General features: G+C 47.4%; 13 protein-coding genes. 3 read left to right on the top strand and 10 right to left on the bottom strand.

Annotated features, from left to right (window positions below):
- Positions 1-17 precede the first annotated feature (17 nt).
- On the top strand, positions 18-1,364 hold the full coding sequence (locus VRU48_RS13415; protein ID WP_330108428.1) for a DUF58 domain-containing protein: 1,347 nt from the start codon (positions 18-20) through the stop codon (positions 1,362-1,364).
- Between the two features lie 508 nt (positions 1,365-1,872).
- On the opposite strand, the gene VRU48_RS13410 is transcribed toward VRU48_RS13415, so the two are convergent.
- Positions 1,873-3,300, bottom strand: a complete 1,428-nt coding sequence (locus VRU48_RS13410) for an L-serine ammonia-lyase (RefSeq protein WP_330108427.1) — start codon at positions 3,298-3,300, stop codon at positions 1,873-1,875.
- 66 nt (positions 3,301-3,366) lie between these two features.
- Here VRU48_RS13410 and VRU48_RS13405 point away from each other — a divergent pair, with 66 nt between their 5' ends.
- Entirely contained in the window at positions 3,367-4,788 is a 1,422-nt protein-coding gene (locus VRU48_RS13405) for an alpha-L-fucosidase (protein ID WP_330108426.1), read from the top strand.
- A 277-nt stretch (positions 4,789-5,065) separates the two neighbouring features.
- Here VRU48_RS13405 and VRU48_RS13400 read toward each other — a convergent pair whose 3' ends face one another.
- Positions 5,066-5,476, bottom strand: coding sequence for a helix-turn-helix domain-containing protein (locus tag VRU48_RS13400; protein ID WP_330108425.1), 411 nt, complete (start codon positions 5,474-5,476; stop codon positions 5,066-5,068).
- 161 nt (positions 5,477-5,637) lie between these two features.
- Here VRU48_RS13400 and VRU48_RS13395 point away from each other — a divergent pair, with 161 nt between their 5' ends.
- Entirely contained in the window at positions 5,638-5,928 is a 291-nt protein-coding gene (locus VRU48_RS13395) for a hypothetical protein (protein WP_330108424.1), read from the top strand.
- On the opposite strand, the gene VRU48_RS13390 is transcribed toward VRU48_RS13395, so the two are convergent.
- The 8 genes from VRU48_RS13390 to VRU48_RS13355 form a co-directional block, all read right to left on the bottom strand.
- Positions 5,925-6,584 carry an MgtC/SapB family protein gene (locus VRU48_RS13390; RefSeq protein WP_330108423.1) on the bottom strand — a complete coding sequence of 220 codons (660 nt, stop codon included), beginning with the start codon at positions 6,582-6,584 and terminating at the stop codon, positions 5,925-5,927. The genes VRU48_RS13395 and VRU48_RS13390 overlap by 4 nt on opposite strands.
- An 84-nt stretch (positions 6,585-6,668) precedes the next feature.
- A complete protein-coding gene (locus VRU48_RS13385) occupies positions 6,669-7,697 on the bottom strand; it encodes a PorP/SprF family type IX secretion system membrane protein (protein ID WP_330108422.1) in 1,029 nt (342 codons plus the stop codon).
- Between the two features lie 2 nt (positions 7,698-7,699).
- Entirely contained in the window at positions 7,700-16,306 is an 8,607-nt protein-coding gene (locus tag VRU48_RS13380; RefSeq protein ID WP_330108421.1) for a DUF8696 domain-containing protein, read from the bottom strand.
- 152 nt (positions 16,307-16,458) lie between these two features.
- Positions 16,459-18,099 (bottom strand): chaperonin GroEL, encoded by a 1,641-nt coding sequence (gene groL, locus VRU48_RS13375; protein WP_330108420.1) that lies wholly within the window; start codon positions 18,097-18,099, stop codon positions 16,459-16,461.
- Between the two features lie 95 nt (positions 18,100-18,194).
- Positions 18,195-18,485 (bottom strand): co-chaperone GroES, encoded by a 291-nt coding sequence (locus VRU48_RS13370; protein ID WP_330108419.1) that lies wholly within the window; start codon positions 18,483-18,485, stop codon positions 18,195-18,197.
- A gap of 205 nt (positions 18,486-18,690) precedes the next feature.
- Positions 18,691-18,846, bottom strand: a complete 156-nt coding sequence (locus VRU48_RS13365) for a hypothetical protein (RefSeq protein WP_330108418.1) — start codon at positions 18,844-18,846, stop codon at positions 18,691-18,693.
- A gap of 118 nt (positions 18,847-18,964) precedes the next feature.
- Complete coding sequence (gene secG, locus VRU48_RS13360; protein ID WP_330108417.1) at positions 18,965-19,330, bottom strand: preprotein translocase subunit SecG; 366 nt, start codon at positions 19,328-19,330, stop codon at positions 18,965-18,967.
- Between the two features lie 14 nt (positions 19,331-19,344).
- Positions 19,345-20,595: a DUF8458 domain-containing protein gene (locus VRU48_RS13355; protein WP_330108416.1), complete on the bottom strand. Its 1,251-nt coding sequence runs from the start codon at positions 20,593-20,595 to the stop codon at positions 19,345-19,347.
- Between the last annotated feature and the right edge of the window lie 29 nt (positions 20,596-20,624).

The raw sequence follows: 20,624 nt of genomic DNA, 5'->3' as shown, positions 1-20,624 counted from the left end.
GATGAAAGAAAAAGGAAATGAAAAAGTTTTTCAGCAAATATTATACAGACCTCTTTTTAGGCAAGCGCCTGTTCATTGCGCTGGGCGTATGCGTGGCCCTGTTTCTGTTTTCCTTTTTCATTCCTGTGTTGGGCGATTTGCCTTACCTCTTTTTTGGCGTCTTGCTGTTGTTGGTGCTGTTGGACCTGGTTTTGCTCTACCGTACCAAAAAGGGCGTGTTCTTGCGCAGGGAGGTGCCCGAGCGCCTCAGCAACGGCGACGACAACGAACTGAAAATCTACCTGGAGAACTTTTATGGCTTTCCGGTAAGTTTGGGCATCATCGACGAGATTCCGTTCCAGTTCCAAAAACGCGATATCTGGTTCAAAGCCCATTTGGCGTCGCGCGAGCAAAAAATCATTACCTACCTGTTGCGTCCCACCAAAAGGGGAGAATACGATTTCGGCCTCACCAGACTGTATGTGCAATCGCCTTTGGCGCTGTTGAGTCGCAGGTTTAACATCGGTAGTCCTAAAACGGTTCCGGTTTATCCTTCGTTTTTAAAGCTTCGGCAATACGAATTGATGGCGGTTTCTAATCGCTTAACCGATATCGGGATCAAAAAAATAAGACGGCTGGGCCATAGCATGGAATTTGATCAGGTCAAAAGCTATGTAGCCGGCGATGATTACCGTACCGTAAACTGGAAAGCCACTGCCCGCAAAGGCGATTTGATGGTGAATTCGTATACCGACGAAAAAGCGCAGCATGTGTACTGCGTAATCGATAAATCGAGGGCCATGCGCATGCCTTTTGAAGGTTTGACCCTACTTGATTATGCCATTAATGCCAGCCTGATTTTGAGCAGCGTGGCTTTGGTGAAAGAAGACAAGGCCGGATTGATTACCATCGCCGAAAAAACAAAGAATGTTGTGCCTGCCGATCGTAGACCTGTACAGCTGAACAAGATTATGGAAGTGCTGTACAAGGAAAAGACCCGCTACCTCGAAACCGATATGGAAGCGCTGTACAGCACCGTGAGGGCTACCTTAAAGCAAAGAAGTCTGGTGGTGTTCTTCACCAATTTCGAAAGTATGTCGGCCTTAGAAAGACAGTTGCCGTTTTTGAAGCGGATAGCCAAGTTCCATTTGTTGCTGATTGTGTTTTTTGAGAATACCAGTCTGAAGGCATTGAGCGAAGAACCGGCTAAGGATGTGCAGGGCATTTACATTAAAACCATTGCCGAGAAATTTGCTTACGAAAAGAAACTGATGGTGAAAGAACTGGCTAGACATGGTATTTTGAGTCTGCTTACACCACCACAAAACCTGACGGTAAACGTGGTGAACCGCTATTTGGCTATTAAGGCCAATCAACAGATTTAAGGACGCAAGGTGCGTATCTTCAACCTTCCGCTTCTTTATTTAACATTAAGGCATTGAGTTGAATTAAGGGTTGTTTGCTTTCGTGTTAACCGCAAACTGGCTACTGCCAACTGCTTTTGCCATTTCCTTCAATATGCTGGCCTTTGGTCTTTAAGCTTTGGTCTTTAGACTTCTAATCCAACATTAAGGCATTAAGCTGAATTAAGAATCGTTTGCTTTCGTATCAACTGCAAACTGGCTACTGCCAACTTCCAACTGCTTTTACCATTTAAGGCATTTAAGCTGAATTAGGGTTGTTGCGAGTAGCGCATTGACGTGACCTTCAACCTTTCTCCCTTCAACCTTCCACCTCTTTAGTCTTTCAGCTTTGGTCTTTTGACTTCTAATCCAACATTAAGGCATTTAAGATGGTTGTTGCGAGTAATCTATTGACGTGACCTTCAGCCTTTCTCCCTTCAACCTTCCGCCTCTTTGGTCTTTCAGCTTTGGTCTTTAGTCTTTTCCCAATTTAGCATTCCGGTAAGCTCAGCGGAATATTGGTGGCCAAACCACCATCGGAAGTTTCCTTGTATTTCGAGTTCATGTCTAAGGCGGTTTCCCACATGGTATTGACTACGGCATCGAGGCTTACTTTTGCCTTGTCGGGGTTGGTTTGTAGGGCCAGTTGGCTCGCTGTAATGGCCTTGATGGCGCCCATGGTATTGCGTTCTATGCAAGGGATTTGTACCAGTCCGCCAATTGGGTCGCAGGTAAGGCCCAAGTGGTGTTCCATGGCAATTTCGGCCGCCATTAAAACCTGGCGTTGCGAACCGCCCAGGCATTCGGTTAAGGCTGCAGCAGCCATGGCCGACGATACGCCGATTTCTGCCTGACAACCGCCCATAGCCGCCGATATAGTGGCTCCTTTTTTGAAGATGCTGCCTATTTCGGAAGCACAGCAGATAAACTGGATGATCTTGTCTTCGGTATAGCCATCGCAAAAAGCAATGAAATATTGTAAAACGGCCGGAATAACCCCAGCAGCGCCATTGGTTGGTGCGGTAACCACACGGCCAAACGCCGCATTTTCTTCGTTTACGGCCAAGGCAAAACAACTTACCCAGTCTAAAATATAGTTAAAGCCATTGCCACCCTTTCTAATCACCTGTACCCAGCTGTCGTAATCGGTATAGGCTTCGCCGGCTGTAAGTTTGCTGTTCACTTTCGAAGCACGGCGCGCAACGTCTAATCCGCCAGGCAAAAAGCCGCTGGTATGGCAACCCCGGTAAATACAATCCCTGATTACGTTGAAATGTTGCATCACGCCTTTGCGGGTTTCGGCTTCCGGCCGCCAGGCCGCTTCGTTTTCCATCACTACTTCGCTTACTTTTAGTCCGGTTGATAGGCACCAGTGCAACAGTTCGCTGGCTTTCTCTACCGGAAAAGGCAAATCGACCTGCTCTTTTTCAGAGCCATTTTCGCCCTCCTTCACTACAAAGCCTCCGCCAATAGAATAATAGGTTTCCGAAAAGGCCTTGCCATTGTTCAAGAAAGCCTGAAACGTAACCGCGTTAGGGTGAAAAGGCAGGCTCTCTGCAAAAAGGAAAATCAGGTCTTCGGTGTAAGAAAAAGGAATGGTCTGCTCACCAGCCAACGTTAAAAGCTGCTCTTGTTTAATGGCTTCGATGGTGCTGTCGATGGCGTTTACGTCGAAAGTAACCGGATCGCCACCAGCGAGGCCCAATAATACGGCAATATCAGTGCCGTGTCCTTTGCCGGTTTTAGCCAAAGAACCGTACAGCAGGATTTTGACTTGAACCACATCGGCTAAATCGGCCTGTTTTTGTAGGGAGGCTGTAAATTGCTGCGCGGCACGCCAAGGGCCTAAAGTATGGGAACTCGATGGGCCAATGCCAATCTTAAATATATCGAAAACTGAAATCTGTTCTTTTTGCATGGATAACAAAGCTATATACTTTTACTGATATTTACGTAAATTGGGCTGACCAATTCGGGCCAACCTATGAAAAAAATCTATCTAACCGTTCTTGTTTTTTGCCTGTATTTTGTGGCTCATGCCCAACAGGCCCATTACCAGTCGCAACGTTACCAAGCGCCCAGCGACACCAAAGTACAGGCCAAGCTGAGCCAATGGGGCGATAAAAAGTTCGGTTTGTTTATGCATTGGGGCATTTACAGCATCCCAGGCATTGTAGAATCGTGGAGCATCTGTTCAGAAGATGCTTCTTGGATACCGCGCGACAGCACCAAAAATTACGAAGATTACAAGCGTTGGTATTTTAACTTGAACAAGCAGTTTAATCCGGTAAATTTCGATCCGTCTATTTGGGCCAGCTATGCCAAAAAAGCGGGTATGCAATATGTGGTTTTCACCACCAAGCATCACGATGGCTTTGCGATGTTCGATACCAAGCAGTCGAACTACAAAGTAACGGCCAGTGACGTGCCTTTTGCAACTCATCCGAAAGCCAATATTGCCAAAGAAGTTTTTGATGCCTTTAGAAAGGAAGGATTTATGATTGGCGCCTATTTTTCAAAGCCCGATTGGCACAGCGAATATTACTGGTGGCCTCGCTATGCCACGGCCGATCGTAACAACAACTACGATATCCGTTTGCATCCGCAACGCTGGCAACAATTTAAGCAGTATACCTATAACCAGATCCAGGAGCTGATGAGCGATTATGGCAGCATCGATATTTTATGGCTCGATGGAGGCTGGGTACGTCCAAAGTCGACCATTAACGAAGAAGTACTTTCGTGGGGAGCGCCAATTCCGGCCTGGGACCAGGATATCAACATGCCTGCCATTGCGCAGATGGCCCGCGCCAAGCAACCCGGATTGATCATGGTTGACCGTACCGTGCACGGCGAATACGAGAACTACCAAACGCCGGAACAGAAAATACCCGAAAAACCATTGGATTATCCTTGGGAAACCTGCATGACCATGGGCGATGCCTGGGGCTATGTACCTAACGATAAATACAAAAGCACCAATACCCTTGTTCATTTGCTGGTCGATATTGTAGCCAAAGGCGGTAATTTCTTGCTGGATGTGGGGCCAAAGCCCGATGGTACTTTTCCCGAACCTGCCCTGCAACGCCTCACCGAAATGGGACAATGGATGGACGTGAACAAGGAAGCCATTTATGCCAGTAAGCCCATTGTACCCTATAAAACCAATAATGTTTGTTTTACGCAGGGCAAAAACGGTAGCGTGTATGCTTTATATCTTTTAGATGAGGGTAAAGTAGCCGATGCCACGATAAGCATTCAGGCGCCACCCAAAATGCCTAAAAAGGTAACCTTGTTGGGGGTGAAGCAAGCGGTGAAGTGGAAGCAAAAAGGCGATGTGCTGGAGGTGAGCTTGCCAGCATCGGCCAAAATGCTGCAACATGCGCTGGTGTTGAGGATGGATTAGGTTTTGCGACCACCTAAGACACCTAAGAGAAGCTAAGACCAGCCCTTTCTTTCTAGAGCAAAATTCAATCCTCTTTGCTGGTAGAAATAAGCCACTATATATGTAAAACGTTACTTGTAAAAAAATAGAGCAATAAAGAAGTCTGAATACTTGGAAATGTTACGCCGTGTTTTTGTGTTAACGACAAAAGCGCTAAGTCATAAAAGCTTAGGTTTCCTATGGGGTAAAAAACTCGGATACCCTAAGGTATTTTAGGTGGTGAAAAAACACGTGGATACTATCGCTTCTTTTTCAGCGATAAAGTTTCGATGGTTTTCTCCTGGGCTTTGATTGTCTGTTCTTGGATGGTAATGATTTTGACCAGTATCTCGATGTCTTTTTGGTAATCGCCTTCGCCGATGCGGGCATTTACGTATTTCTCGGCAATATCGTTCACTACCGAAAAATTATCGTCGGGTTGTTCCTTGTATTTTCTAATGGGTAAGCCAATGCCCTTTAACAACCAATCGGCATTCAGTTCTTCACATTTGGTGAGTATAAGGTCGAGATTGATCGTATTTCTTTTATGCCAATTGGCCAGCGTATTGGAGGCTATACCCAGAAATCTTGCCAGCTCAGCATCCGATTTAAAGCCATAATGAGATTTTATTCGGCTTATAATCAGTTCTTTATCTATTTTTATTCCCATTTCGTGAGTTTTTCTTGGTTAGGCTATTGTTTTACTCACATTGAGTGAGTAAATTGGTGATGTAATCATAAATGTAATAAAAATGCCAATACACCAACAAAAATAGGCATTTGAAAATAACACTTATCGATACTTACCTATCATCTAAACCTTTTGAAAACATGAAAGACCTTATCGAAATCTCGCCAATGGCCGAACCCTTTTCTGCTGAAGAAAACAATTTTGCCACCACAACACCCATTGCTGCGCCTATTTTGGAGAGCCTGCAAACCTTTTTGGAAACCGTACCGGCCTATCGGCTTAACAAGGGGCTGCGAAAAATGCTGATTGATTATCTTTTCTACAACATCGAAGCTTTACCGGTGGATTTTGACGAGCTCTTGGGCGATTTTTACTGGCTCACCAACTTTCTCGATAAAATACACGAAGAGGGGTTAAGCAAGGCCGATTAAAAATCGAAGGCAATAATCTTGGTGTCCTGCAACATCTTGTCTACAAATTTTTTGTGGTTTTTGGGGCTGCCAACAGCTATCCAAGTGCCGCTAATGATGCCGTTTGACAGTTCCTGTTTACCGCGGTGCATCTTCAGGTTGGAGCTGCGCAGGGATTCTTCGTAGGCCTCTAGGCTCTCGTTTTCGTATTTTTTGACAATGCGGTATACCCTTTTGGTGAAGCGCCTGTCTACAAAATTCTCCAAAAACGGGAAAACAAGCAAGGCGGCCAGCACCACCAGCGTAACACCTATGGCCTGTTCGTAATAGCCGCTGCCAACGGCCATGCCTATAGCCGCTACGATCCAGATGACGCAGGCCGTGGTCAGGCCTTTAACCTGGTTGTCTTCCTTAAAGATAACGCCGGCACCCAAAAAACCGATGCCCGTTACAATGTTCGAGGCAATACGATCGGCAGTGCTATGGCCTATTTTTATCGACAGGATGGTAAACAGGGTTGAGCCCAAGCCAATCATGATCATGGTTTTAAGGCCGGCCTGCTTGCTCCTGAATTCGCGTTCTACGCCAATGAGGCCACACAGCAGAATGGCCATTAAGAATTTGTTGACCTCGCTTTGGGTAATAAAATGCTGATTGTTAAACAATTCCTGGAACATAAAGCTTCGATTGAATAAGCTGTAATTTCGAAATTATTATTCAAATAAAGCCAGCTATCGGCAAAAGTTTTATGCGCCAGGGGATTAAAAGAAGCTGGAACAGCGCAAGCCGTTGTATTTTTTGATGCGCGTACTGTTGGGCCAATATTTTTCATAGCCCAAGCTGGCCTCGGTGGTGCCGCTGGTATTGGTATAGTTGAGCCTAGAGGTGGTGGCATCGTGGCTAATGCCAATGCGCATTTTCTCGCTGTCGTTTCTCTTTAAAAAGATGTCGAAGATGAGTGAAACCACAATGGCATCGGAGCCGTTGAGGGCGTTGGTGCGGTACCAAATACCCGAGTTGAAGCTTCGGTATTTGAACTGGGCACCGGCGCTGAGCGAAGAGGTATTGCCTTGTTTGTAATAAACCACTGAAGGGATGAGGAAGGCGCCTTCGTCTTCCAGGTAATCGTAGCGGTAGCTCAAAGGCATCTTAAAGCTGGCATTGAGGGTCCAGCGCATGGGCAGGCGTGCCTGTGCCGAACTGAAAGATTCGTCGGGTTTGTTGATGTGGTACAGGCCTGCACCCAGCATAAAGTTGCGGTAAACAAAGTTGGCACCGGCTGCGGGATCGAAGAAGAATTTGTTGGACATATCTGGCAACTGCGCCGACGATACGCTGCCGGGTATGTAACCAATGCGACGGTCAATCTGGTCGATAAACACCAGTTTGCTCCAATCGATGCTGCGGTTGGTAAAGCCTGCCTGTAAGCCAAAAGAGGCTAAAAAATCATCGTCGCCAACACTGTACGAATAGGTGAGGGCCACATTGTTCTTCACCAGGTAGGCGGTTCCTTCGCTGCTGCGGTTAAACGACAAGCCAACGCCTCCCGAAAGCTTGGGTACATTGACGTCGATAGAGGCATTGATGTAGGAGAGGTCGCCGCTTAACGACGACCATTGGTTGCGGTAAATCATGTTGAGCCTCAAATCGCCATCAAACTGTCCCGTTAGCGAGGGATTGAGGTAAATAGGCGCGTTAAAAAACTGGGAAAACAGGTGGTCTTGTGCCTTGATATTCGAAACCATCAGGCAAAAACATAGTCCTAAAAATCCAACAATCCTGCTTTTCATCATCATCGTATTAAATATATTTCGCCCGTTCGTTTCGGTGCCGATTTATCGTAGGTTACCCCTTTCCATTCGGTGCCATTGATCAGTTGTACTTCTATTTTCCAGAAGTAGATTCCCTGTGGCTGAGCCACATTGTTGTAGGTGCCGTCCCATCCTTCAACCGGTTTGCCATCGTCGAGCTTGGTGGTTTCCCAAAGTACCTGGCCCCATTTGTTGAATACCGACATTCTCCACGATTTGATGCCTGCACCCACAGCCATGAATTTTTGCAAGGGAACACTGGTTCCACCTGGCATAAACGAATTCGGTACATACACATAGCCAGGTACGCCCATGATCTGTACGTATTTTTGGATGCTGTCTACACAGCCCTGGTCGTTGTAGGTTCTTAGGGTGACCAAGAAACGGCCGGTATCTAAGTAGGTATGCGCCGGATCTTTTAGGGTAGAGGCGTCGCCATCGCCAAAAGTCCATTTGTAGGTTTGGGCGCCATTGCTGCTTTCGTTGGTAAATTTGAACGAGTAGTTCGGAATGCTGATTACTGCGGCCGGCGAAATCGAGAAATCTGCCTTTGGCGGACCAACCAAACGGATGTAATCGACCTTTTCTTCTACAGTTGGACAACCTAAGCTGTTGATGGCGGTTAATTTCACAGTAAATGTTTGCGGGTTGCCTTTGTAAACGTGGGTGGGCGCTACCTCGGTTGAGGTTGGCGAACCATCGCCGAAATCCCATACATAGCCGATGGCATCCTTGCTGGTATTGGTAAATTTCACTTCCAAGCCGTTGCAACCAATGGTTAAATTAGAGCTGAATGCGGCTAAAGGCTGCGGATCGACAGTGATGGTAATGCTTTGTACCGGTGCGGTAGAGCAATCGTTGGTAGCCAACATCGTTACCACATAAGTGCCTGGTTTGTTAAATCGATGATGTTTAACTTCCGGACGGTTATTGACAGAAATCTCAGCCGATTGGCCCGGTTCAAAATTATACACATACTGACTAGCACCTACGGTACTGTTGGTGAAATCGACATCGAAAGGTGCGCAGCCCCTCAGTTTGTTGCCATCAACGGTAAAGCCCGGTTTGATGGTATTTGGCGAAACCACGATTACGTATTCCCTCGAATCGGTACCGCATGAGTTAGTGGCTGTTACTTTTACCTTGTATGTTCTCACCACATCGGTTGTAAAGGTATAAGGGAAATCGGCTTTGCTGGTGCTTGGCCCATTAACAATTACGCCATCAATTTCGTAGGTATAAGTGTTGGTAGAGCCTGGTGAGGTATTCCTGAAATTAACGGTAAGTGGCGAACAGCCTCGCGTTTTATCCGGTGTTCCGGTAGCGATTGGCGTACCGTAAACGGTTATTTTTTGCGGTGCCGAAACCGATCTGCCACATGGGCCAATAACGGTGAGGGTTACGGTGTATTCTTTGTCTTCGCCAAAAGGATCTGCATCAAACTGATAACGGAAATCAGCCGATGTGCCGGCAATTACATTATTAACCCGCCACTCGAAAGTTACGCCGGTTAAAGTGTTGGAGGTATTGGTGAAATCGACATCCAACGGACCGCAACCATTCACAGCCGAAGGTGTGAACGTTGCCAAAATGTTTGGTCGGGTGCGGAAAGTATGGCTCATTTCGTCTTGGCTGCAACCTAAACTGCTGGTGACAACCAATTTAATCACCACTGCCGTATTTTCGGTGGCAATGGTATAGCTTGGGAAGTTAATTCCGGTGCCGATAACTACATTGTCGGCATACCAGGTATAAGTGGCATTGCGGTCAGGGTAAGCCGTAGCCTTGATGTTGTTGGCGTTGATTACAAATGGGAAGCAGTCTAAATCGCGGATAAAGCTAAACTCGGCTTTGGCATTCGGATTAACGGTAACCTTAACCACATTGCTGATGCTTTGCAACGAACCTGCACAGGCACCGCTGCTTACCAAACGGCGATAAGAAGTGGTTTGGGTAATGGCTCCTGGTGCGTAGTCTTGGGCATTGGCACCAATAATAGCTGTCCAGGTAGCGCCATTGTCTGTGCTTTGTTCCCATCCGTAAGTATAGCTGGTGCCATCTCCGCCAGTTGGCTGCGAACCGCTTATTGGCGTAGCGTTAGTGCCTAAGCAAATGGCATGGCTAGCCGAAATGCTGTTGTTGGCAATGGCTGGCAAAGCCGTAAGCTGCAATACATTGCTGATGGCGCTGCAATTGCCGCTGGTTACGGTACGGCGATACGATAAACTGGCATTCACCGTAATGGTTAAACTTGGGCTGGTTTGGCCATTAATGATGGCCCATGTGGTTCCACCATCGTTGCTGCTTTCCCAAACATAGGTATAGGTGCCATTGCCTCCGCTTGGCACGTTTCCGCTTAAGGTAACAACTTGACCACTGCAGGCTGTTGAGAATGGCGTAGTGATGTTTGTATTGGTGAGCGATGCCAAATTGGTGATGACAACATCATCGCTGGTAGGCGGACAAGGTGCCAAGCCCGATATCGTCCAGCGGAAAGTATAGGTTTGGCCACCTACCAAGCCGTTTACCTGCGTATTGTACTGCGAAGCATCGGCAAAAGTAACTCCGCTTTGTCCTGAAGTAAGCGTCCATTGTCCGGTATTGGTTAATGGCGAGTTGCCTTGCAAAGTAATAGACGAGCTGTTGCACAAGGTTTGGTCTGCTCCGGCGTTGGCCTGTACTACCGCTTGGTTTACCGTAACGGTGGCTACAGTTGAATAAGCCGATGCGCAATTGCCGTTTTTAACGATGGCTCGGTATTGCGTGGTGATGGTGAGGTTGTTGTAGGCCACGCTGTTGGTGGTGTTGCTGATTGGTATCCAGGTGGTGCCGCCATCGGTTGATTTTTCCCAGCCCTGGATTGTCCCAACTTGTCCACTTAGCGTAATGTTGCCACTGCCACTGCCCGAGCAAACGGCAGTACTGCCGGCCATCGCGCCTCCGTTAGAAGCGGCATTAACGATAATGGTTACGCTGGCCGAGCTCGGCGGACAAGGCGCTAGACCCGAAATGGTCCAGGTAAAGGTATAGGTGTTGCCCGGAATCAATCCGTTTACCTGTGTATTGTATTGGCTCGCATCGGCAAAGGTTGCGCCTGCAGGTCCGCCCGTTTGGGTCCACAAGCCGGTTTGCGTTTGTGGCGAGTTGCCAGCCAAGGTAGTCGAGGTCTGGTCGCAGAGCTCTTGGTTTGGACCGGCCACGGCCGTGATAGAACCCGGATTTACCGTAATGGTGGCCACAGTTGAATAAGCCGATGCGCAATTGCCGTTTTTGACGATGGCTCGGTATTGCGTGGTGATGGTGAGGTTGTTGTAGGCCACGCTGCTGGTGGTGTTGCTGATTGGTACCCAGGTGGTGCCACCATCGGTTGATTTTTCCCAGCCCTGGATTGTTCCAACTTGTCCGCTTAGCGTAATGTTGCCACTGCCACTGCCCGAGCAAACGGCAGTACTTCCCGCGGTAAGACCGCCGTCAGAAGGCAAATTCACTTTAATGGTTACGCTGGCCGAACTCGGCGGACAAGGAGCCAGACCCGAAATGGTCCAGGTAAAGGTGTAGTTATTGCCGGGAATCAGGCCACTTACCTGCGTATTGTATTGACTGGCATCTGCGAAAGTAGCGCCCGCCGGACCACCTGTTTGTGTCCATAAGCCGGTTTGCGTTTGTGGCGAGTTGCCAGCCAAGGTAGTAGAGGCCTGGTTGCAAAGCTCTTGGTTTGGTCCGGCATTGGCCGAAATAGAACCCGGGTTTACCGTAATGGTAGCCACGGTAGAGTAGGCCGGTGTGCAGTTGCCATTTTTCACTACTGCGCGGTATTGGGTAGTAGTAGTCAGGTTACTGTAGGCTACGCTGTTGGTAGTATTGTTGATCGGGCTCCACGTGTTGCCACCATCGGTTGATTGTTCCCAACCTTGTATTGTGCCCACTTGTCCGCTTAGGGTGATAGTGCCACTGCCGCTGCCCGAGCAAACGGCCGTGCTACCTGCCGTAACGCCACCATCAGAAGGCAAATTGATTTTAACCTGCACATCATCCATGCTAGGCGGACATGGCGCCAAGCCATTAATTGTCCATCTGAAAACATAAGTTTGGCCGGGAACAAGACCCGTTACCTGCGTGTTGTAAAGCGAAGCATCGGCAAAGGTTACGGCCGGACCAGAAATCTGGGTCCACAAGCCGGTTTGGGTTTGTGGCGAATTACCAGACAAAGTAGTCGAGGTCTGGTTGCAAAGCTCTTGGTCTGGACCAGCATTGGCCGAAATAGAGGCCGGATTTACCGTAATGGTACTGATGGTCGAATTGGCGCTTGCGCAATTGCCGTTACGCACCACTGCCCGGTATTGGGTTGTAGCGGTGAGGTTGCTATAATTGATGCTGGTTGCAGTGTTATTGATGATTTGCCAAGTAGCGCCGCCATTGGTCGAGCTTTCCCATCTGACTACATTGCCTACTTGCCCGCTTAGGGTAATTTGGCCCGAACCACTACCCGAACAAACCGAAGCATTTCCGGCGGTGGTGCCCCCGTCAGAAGGCAGGTTAACCTGTACCTGTACATCGCTCGAACTTGGCGGACAAGGTGCCTGGCCCGAAATGGTCCAGGTGAAAACGTAGGTCTGTCCCGGAATCAATCCGGTTACTTGGGTATTTGGTAAGGTAGCATCTGCAAAAACGGCACCCGCTGGTCCCGATTTTTGTGTCCACAAACCGGTATTTGGCAGAGGCGAGTTACCAGCCAAAGTCGTCGAGGTCTGGTTGCAAAGTTCTTGCGAAGCCCCTGCATTGGCGGTAGCTACTGCAGGGTTTACCGTAACAGTGCTGATGGTTGAGTTGGCCTCGGCACAGTTTCCGTTTTTAACCACTGCGCGATATTGGGTAGTGGTGGTCAGGTTGCTGTAGTTGATGGCAGCGGTAGTATTGTTAACGGTTTGCCAAACCGTGCCCCCATTGGTCGAAATTTCCCACCTCACTACGTTGCCCACTTGTCCGCTTAGGGTAATTTGGCCAGAGCCACTGCCCGAACAAACTGATGCGCCTCCGGCAGTAGTGCCTCCATCAGAAGGCAGGTTGATTTTGATTTGTACTTGATCGGTACTTGGCGGACAAGGTGCCTGACCCGAAATGGTCCAGGTAAAGACGTAAATCTGCCCAGGAATAAGTCCGTTTACCTGTGTAGTTGCCGAGCTGGCATCAACAAAAGTGGCACCCGCAGGGCCTCCGGCCTGTGTCCATAAACCTGTATTGGGCAAAGGCGAGTTGGCAACAAGGGTAGTTGAGGTCTGGTTACAAAGTTCCTGGTCTGGCCCTGCATTAGCAGCCACAACAGCCGGATTTACGGTAATCGTAGCCGCAACCGCTGGATCTGGTGCACAAACACCACTTTGTACGACTGCGCGGTATTGCGTAGTTGTATTTAAATTGCTGTAGTTCAGTGTGGTGGTGGTATTGGCAATGGCTACCCAAGTCGTGCCACCATTGATAGAACTTTCCCACCTGATCACGTTGCCTGTGTGTCCGCTTAAGGTAAGCGTACCGCCATTGGTTCCAGAACATACTGCCGCACTGCCTGCTACGGTACCGCCAACAGAAGCTGGATTTATCGTAATCGAAACATCGTCTGATTTTGGGGTACAGCTTGCCGCACTGCTGATGGTCCATCTGAATACATAAACCTGTCCGGCTACCAAGCCATTTACCGTGGTATTGTATTGGGTATCGTCAACAAAACTTACACCAGCTTGGGCCGAAACCAAGGTCCATTTTCCTGTTCCTACGGCTGGCTGATTTCCCTGTAATACAAAAGAGCCCGTGTTACAGCTATTGGCATCAGGTCCGGCATTTGGCGTGCTGGGCTGAGGCTCAACGGTAATGGTTACGGTAACTGGCGTTCCAGGGCAATTGTTGGCCGAAATAGGCGTAATGGTGTAATCAACTGTTTTTGGAAGCAGTGTATTGTTAACCAAGGTATTGGTAATGCTGGTGGCCGTACTTGGCGTGGCGTTATTGGTGTTGCCTGTAACACCTGCTTGTGCAGTGCTAGTCCAGGTGTATTTGGTATTAGCTAGATTGGAGCTGAGGTTGATGACGGCATTTTGTTGACTACAGATGTTCGAATTAACAGGAGTAGCCGTAAGTACGGGATTAGGCGTAACGGTAACCGTAAAAGTAAAAGGATCGCCGGCACAGCCATTCGCATTTGGTGTGATGGTGTAAGTAACTGTGGCGTCGGTGGTAGGGTTGCTGTTGGTTAGTACATCATTAATGGTGGCTCCGTTGCCCGATGCGCTAAAACCGCCTGCACCAGGCCCACCGCTGGCCGTCCAGCTAAAGGTGCCCCCAGCAATATTGCTGCTTGGCGAATAACCTACGGCCGTTCCGGTACAAATGGTTTTCGTAGGCAAGCTGTTCACAAAAGTTCTTGGTTTAATGGTAAGTACCACCTGATCAGATACCGTGCTGCAGGGCGCTGGCAGGGTAGTGGTTCCTGTCAAGGTTAAAGTTACGGTTCCGGCATTCTTATCGGCAACGCTTGGCGTATACGTCGCATTTAAAGTATTGGCGTTTGGCGAAAAGGTTCCCGTGCCCGTGGTTGTCCAAGTGCGGGTAGAAGTGGTTCCGGTAATCGATCCGGCCAAGGTAAAGCTCGCATCGTTATAGCAAATGGCCTGATCCGGACCTGCATTTACCACTGGTGCCGTATTAAAAGTAAGTTTCTGGCTGGTGCTTACGGTACCGCAGTTGTTGGTATGGGTAACGGTAACGGTGTAGGTGTCAAAATTATCAAACCTGATCTGAGGATATTTTGAAGCTGAGGTGGTACCTCCTACAAAGGCATAGGTTCCGCCGCTATTGGCAGTAACTGTCCACGCATAAGTGCCAGCTGGTTCTGGAGATGTTGTGCCCGTAAAAGTAGTCTTAGTGGTCGTTGCGGCGTTATCAAAGGTAAAAGTTTGAAGGCCACATAGCTGGGCATCGGCCGACAAAACAGCCGTAGGCGCCGCATTGACGATAACGGTTTGCACAGCCGAAGTAACAGCGGTACAGGTTGCGGTATTGATGTTGAGCGTAATGGTATAAGTACCCGGATTGGCAAAATTGATTTCCGGATTTTTGCTGCCACTCGAGGTGCTATTCACATAAGTTACGCCAGTTGCCGGCGAAACAGTCCAGCTGTAAACCGTATTGTTGTTGCAGCTTTCGTCAACCACCGAAGTGTTAACAGGTTTTAAGGTTGTGCCGGCACAAATGGTAGTCGGCGTAAGCGTAAACGAGGGCTGTGGCGGATTTTGTATACAAATGGTATGGCTGGCAATGGGCGCCGTACAGTTGCCGTTGCTGATCGATTCGAGGGTGACCACATGCTGGCCATTGGTGGTAAAAATGTAGTTGAGGTTGGTCGATTTGGGTACGCTGGCCTCTACCAAAATGCCATCTACATACCAGTTGAACAAGCTGTTGTAATCGGCACAACCCGGTGAGTTGGTGTTCGGGTCTTGTCCTAAAATAGAGGTATTGCTAAAAGTAACGTTGTTGTTGGTACAGCCTAAGATTGGTCCGCTGATAAAATTCTGGGTAATGGTAATCACCTTGGCCGTGGTTGATATTGGGGTCCCGATGTTGCCACAGGTGCTAAACGGACTAACGACCTGAATATTGATGCCAAAAGCGTTGTAAATGGTGGTATTGCCCGAATTGAAGCTCTGTCCGCAAGAAGATTGCGAGTAGTAATGCTGTACCGTACCGCCTTTTAAATCGCAATAGGTATAAATTGATTCTGTGCCATCACCCCAATTTATGCGGTAGGTGTTGCCCGGAAAGTTTCGGCCGATACCGTTAGCCGACGATGCATTGATGAGGTAGGTCAGGGCACCTCCCGGCAAACAAACGGTATTGTTTCCCGTAGTAGAAAAAGCCGTAATTACTTCGTTGTTGATGATGAAGTAGGCCCGGGTAGCCACATTGCCATCAGCGTTGATTACCCTTGTAACAGCCGTATAATGCGTTCGGTCTGCGTTAAAAGTAGTTTGGGTGGTAACAGGTATGGTGGTAGTGGTGTGGTTGAGTTCGTGCGTGAGGCTGATGGTGGTTGTGCCTGCGGTTGATTGGTTGCTCAGGAGCACATCGGCGGCCGGACCGCTTTGTGCCGAACAAAAGCCGAAAGCATCTTTAGAACTATCTAGTATTTTGTTGGAAATGAGCCTAGCCGTAACCGGCGTACCGGCCCTCACTTGGAAAGGAGCTGAGGGAGCCGAAACAAGTGCCGCATTTGAACTGGCCTTTATTCTTACCCGATAGCCTGTTCCATCGGCCAAAGGGTTAGGCAAAACGCCATTAACAAAGGTGCTGTAAAAACTGTTGTAGGTTCCAATCAGGGTTTCTGTGGTAAAATCGCCAGTAGCATCTGACAGGTAGAGTTGAAAAACATTGGTCTGTGCAATGCAGGCCGTGTTGGGGTCGATGGTAAATGTAGCCGCTAGGGTACTGCCCGGCGTATAGGGGCCAGGATCTACGGCATTAATAGTCAGCTGCGCAAAAGCAGAGCTGGCCACCACGCACAAAAGGCCAATGAGCAGTAAACGTATTCTCTTCACAGTAAATAACAACAATAGGTATGGTAAATATAAAGAGAAAAAGAGATTACTCGTTTTATTTTATTGCTGAATCTATTGCAAAAAAAAGCCCTTACAACCAACAGTTGTAAGGGCTTTTAAGCTATTGAGCTATGTGCTTATCGGGCAGTTGATTACATCATGCCACCCATGCCGCCACCGCCCATTGGAGGCATACCTGCACCAGCAGGAGCTTCTTCTGGATCGTCGGCTAAAACAACCTCTGTGGTTAACAACATGGCTGCGATAGAAGCGGCGTTTTCTAAAGCCACACGGCTTACTTTAGTTGGGTCGATAACACCGGCACCAATCAAGTTTTCATAAACATCGGTACGGGCATTGTAACCGAAGTCGTCTTTGCCCTCTTTTACTTTTTGTACCACGATAGAACCTTCGATACCTGCATTTTCGCAGATTTGACGCAATGGCTCTTCGATGGCGCGCTTCACGATGGCGATACCTGTGGTTTCGTCTTCGTTGGCACCTTTTAAATCGCTTAATGAAGCTACCGCACGGATGAAGGCTACGCCACCACCTGCAACAATACCTTCTTCAACAGCGGCGCGTGTAGCGTGCAAAGCATCGTCAACACGGTCTTTTTTCTCTTTCATTTCTACTTCAGAAGCAGCGCCTACATACAATACGGCAACACCGCCCGAAAGCTTAGCCAAACGCTCTTGTAGTTTTTCTTTGTCGTAGTCAGAAGTAGTAGTCTCGATTTGAGCTTTGATCTGTCCTACGCGGGCTTTGATGTCTTCTGATTGGCCAGCACCGTTAATGATGGTGGTGTTGTCTTTGTCAACAACTACTTTCTCGGCCGAACCTAGGTAAGTCAAGTCGGCATTTTCCAATTTGTAGCCTCTTTCTTCAGAAATTACGATACCGCCAGTTAAGATGGCGATGTCTTCCAACATGGCTTTTCTTCTGTCGCCGAAACCAGGCGCTTTAACCGCAACCACTTTCAACGAACCACGGATTTTGTTCACTACCAAAGTAGCCAAAGCTTCGCCGTCTAGGTCTTCAGAAATGATTACCAATGGTTTGCCGGTTTGTACGGTTTTTTCCAAAACAGGCAACAATTCTTTCATGTTGCTGATTTTTTTGTCGTAGATCAAAATGAAAGGATTATCTAATTCAGCTTCCATTTTGTCGGCATTGGTTACAAAGTATGGAGAAAGGTAACCTCTGTCAAACTGCATACCTTCTACGGTTTTTACTTCAGTTTCGGTACCTTTTGCTTCTTCCACAGTGATTACGCCATCTTTGCCTACTTTTTTCATTGCTTCTGCAATCAGTGCACCGATTACTTCGTCGTTGTTGGCAGAGATAGAACCTACTTGTTTGATTTTGTTGTTGTCGTCGCCTACCGATTGAGATTGTTTTTTCAAGTTCTCAACTACAGCTGCAACAGCTTTGTCGATACCGCGTTTCAAATCCATTGGATTAGCGCCGGCCGCTACGTTTTTAATACCTGCAGTTACGATAGCCTGAGCCAAAACGGTAGCGGTAGTGGTTCCATCACCAGCAATATCAGCGGTTTTAGAAGCTACTTCTTTCACCATTTGGGCACCCATGTTTTCGATTGGGTCTTTCAATTCGATTTCTTTGGCTACGGTTACACCGTCTTTAGTGATTGCCGGAGAACCGAATTTTTTATCGATGATGACGTTACGGCCTTTAGGACCTAGGGTTACTTTTACTGCGTTTGCCAAAATATCGACGCCTCTTTTCAGAGAGTCGCGTGCTTCAACGTTATATTTTACTTGTTTTGCCATTATGATTAGATTGGGGATATGCGTGTGGAGATTTGAAGACGATATCAAATCAAGGCATACCTAATTTTAAATGAGATTGATTTGAATTGATATACTTAGCCTTCTACTGCGTAGATGTCGCTTTCACGCATAATTAGATAATCTTTTCCGTTGTAAGGAAACTCAGTACCACCGTATTTACCATAGATAACTACATCTCCGGCTTTTACAGTAGGTTTTTTGCCTTCCGAATCTTCTTCAGAAACTGAAATCACAGTACCTTTTGATGGTTTTTCTTTTGCCGTATCCGGAATATAGATTCCTGATGCTGTTTTTTCTTCGGCTGCAGCAGGTTCAACAATCACTCTGTTTGCTGTGCCGGCAACTGGTTTAAGATTTAATGACATAAATACTCTTTATTTTTAGTTTTGATAATTAAATTAATTCGTATGCAATAATACGACAAAATAAAACGAACAGTTTTTGTGCCAAGCTGTTTGCGCTTGACAAATTTGCACGCACTTGTCAGGTAATGCTTTGTTCGCGCTAATTTAGAGGTGTCAGTCTGGCAGAAAACCAAAATCAGAGGTGTCAAGCTGGGATTAATGCCTGCTATTTTTTGCTGGCTTTGAGCTCCTGCTCTTTGGTCTTCAGTATGCTGTTTTTTCTTCTGAAATATCTTACAAAGAAAACAACGATGGCTACTAAGGCAGCAAACATCAAGAGCTGCCAAATCACTACGCCAATTTCAGGTAAAAAAAGATCCATGGTTGATGATGTTTTAAGTTTACAGACGGCAAAAATGCCGAATAAATTTGAGATAGTTGCAAACAAAAAAACTCCTGAGTTTTGCTCAGGAGTTTTCTTTTATTTCAATGAGGTGAAATTATTTCTTGGTACTGTCGCCAGCTTTAGGCGTAGCTGCTGGAGTAGTCGTAGATTTTGCAGGTGCATTGCCACCAATAATTGGAGGAGTTGCCGCCTTGTTGATCTGCTCGTCGATTTTAGAGCCAGTACCTGCAGCGCCGCTGCCAGACTTACTGATGCTGGTGATGGCCAATGAAGCTACTACGATCAAGGTCAACAAAATCCAGGTGCCTTTTTCTAAAACATCGCCCGTACGTTGTACGCCAAACATGTTGCTGCCTGCGCCTCCGGTAGCCAAACCACCGCCTTTTGGATTTTGGATCAATACAAAAAGTCCTAAAGCAACACAAAAAATAACTAATAAAATGATTAAAAAGGTTACCATATATAAATAAGTTGTTAAATTTTCTTTTCTAAAGATTGAATAAGGTCGGCAAAGTAACGGCTTTTTTCTGGAAACTTCAAACTTAATTTTTCATAAGTGTCTATCGCCTTGTGATAAAGCATTTGCTCGATGTAAATAGAGGCTAGGGTTTCCGAAACCAGATCGTAGTTGTCTTCGGCACTTTTCTTAGCCTTGTTCTCGTTGTTGATCTGTTCTGGCTTCGGCGGACCAATCTGCGGCTCGCTTTTGATGAACGCCTCTATAATTTCGTCGCCTTTGCTGTTAGGCCTTTCTGCTAATTCACCGTTGCCAGCTTCGTTGGCATTAAACGGTGTTTGGATATGGAAAATATGTTCTACATACTGATGCTGCAAATCGCCGGTATGGGGTGCAGGTTCAGTATTTTTAGGCGTTACGTAGGGCTGAAAAATCTGTTCGTGTTCTTTGCGCGTTTTGGCCAGCCACCATAAGAAGGTATAAGGCAACTTGTCGTCGTTGTATTTGCTTACGGTTTGGTCTTCGGCTTCCTGGTCGTATTCTTCGGGTTGCGCAATCGCCTTGGTCGTTGTAGCCTCTAGGTCGCCCTGCTCAGTTTTGAAGCTCTTTTCAAAGGCGAAAAAATCTGTAGCTACAATACTGCCAATGGCCATATCGTCGGCAATAGGAGCGGTTTCGGGAGCTGTTGTATTGGCTACGGCTTGAACTTCGGTTTCCTCCTGCTCCGATACAAACTCTTTCGCGTCAAGTTCGGCTATTTCGTCAAAAGTTTCCTGTTCGTCGGCAGGTTGCTCGGCAATGTCTTCAGTAATTTCTTCTTCGCTTGGTTTTGCTTGCGCTGGTAGATTCTCCAGCTCTGCTATTTCGTCGAAGGTTTCCAGTTCGTCGCTTGCTCTTTCGATTGTGGTCGTTTCGCCTGATGCCGTGGTCAGCTCTGCTATTTCATCAAAGATTTCCTGCTCATCGGCCTGGACCACCTGTTCTTCTTTGAGGGGATGAACCACCTCAATGGCTGTGGTAGTCAAACTATCGGGCCTGTAAATAATTTGATGCAGTAGGCTGCCGTTGTTGTAAAGCGCTGCGGTAGCCAATTGGTGCTCATGCTCGGTACTGCCCAAACTGGCTTTGGCCAAGAGCAGGTGCAGGGGCTGATAGTAGGGATAGGCCTTGGTTAAATCGGCCAACATAGCGGCATGTGCCTGCGTTACCAAAGTTGGTTTTGCAAGTAATTCGGCTAATTGTTGTTTAATCTCTAAGTCCAGCTCCATGCAGCTAAGTTAACAATTGAAAGTTCAAT

The organism is Pedobacter albus (assembly GCF_036324255.1).
Classification (GTDB): Bacteria; Bacteroidota; Bacteroidia; order Sphingobacteriales; family Sphingobacteriaceae; genus Pedobacter; species Pedobacter albus.
Note: the sequence above shows the minus strand (reverse complement) of the source record. Positions and strands in the feature narration are given on the sequence as shown.

Bases quoted from the DNA above. Each gene is read 5' to 3' on its own strand.
- VRU48_RS13415 (WP_330108428.1), top strand. From the start codon at position 18: ATGAAAAAGTTTTTCAGCAAATATTATACAGACCTCTTTTTAGGCAAG.
- VRU48_RS13410 (WP_330108427.1), bottom strand. From the start codon at position 3,300: ATGCAAAAAGAACAGATTTCAGTTTTCGATATATTTAAGATTGGCATT.
- VRU48_RS13405 (WP_330108426.1), top strand. From the start codon at position 3,367: ATGAAAAAAATCTATCTAACCGTTCTTGTTTTTTGCCTGTATTTTGTG.
- VRU48_RS13400 (WP_330108425.1), bottom strand. From the start codon at position 5,476: ATGGGAATAAAAATAGATAAAGAACTGATTATAAGCCGAATAAAATCT.
- VRU48_RS13395 (WP_330108424.1), top strand. From the start codon at position 5,638: ATGAAAGACCTTATCGAAATCTCGCCAATGGCCGAACCCTTTTCTGCT.
- VRU48_RS13390 (WP_330108423.1), bottom strand. From the start codon at position 6,584: ATGTTCCAGGAATTGTTTAACAATCAGCATTTTATTACCCAAAGCGAG.
- VRU48_RS13385 (WP_330108422.1), bottom strand. From the start codon at position 7,697: ATGAAAAGCAGGATTGTTGGATTTTTAGGACTATGTTTTTGCCTGATG.
- groL (WP_330108420.1), bottom strand. From the start codon at position 18,099: ATGGCAAAACAAGTAAAATATAACGTTGAAGCACGCGACTCTCTGAAA.
- VRU48_RS13370 (WP_330108419.1), bottom strand. From the start codon at position 18,485: ATGTCATTAAATCTTAAACCAGTTGCCGGCACAGCAAACAGAGTGATT.
- VRU48_RS13365 (WP_330108418.1), bottom strand. From the start codon at position 18,846: ATGGATCTTTTTTTACCTGAAATTGGCGTAGTGATTTGGCAGCTCTTG.
- secG (WP_330108417.1), bottom strand. From the start codon at position 19,330: ATGGTAACCTTTTTAATCATTTTATTAGTTATTTTTTGTGTTGCTTTA.
- VRU48_RS13355 (WP_330108416.1), bottom strand. From the start codon at position 20,595: ATGGAGCTGGACTTAGAGATTAAACAACAATTAGCCGAATTACTTGCA.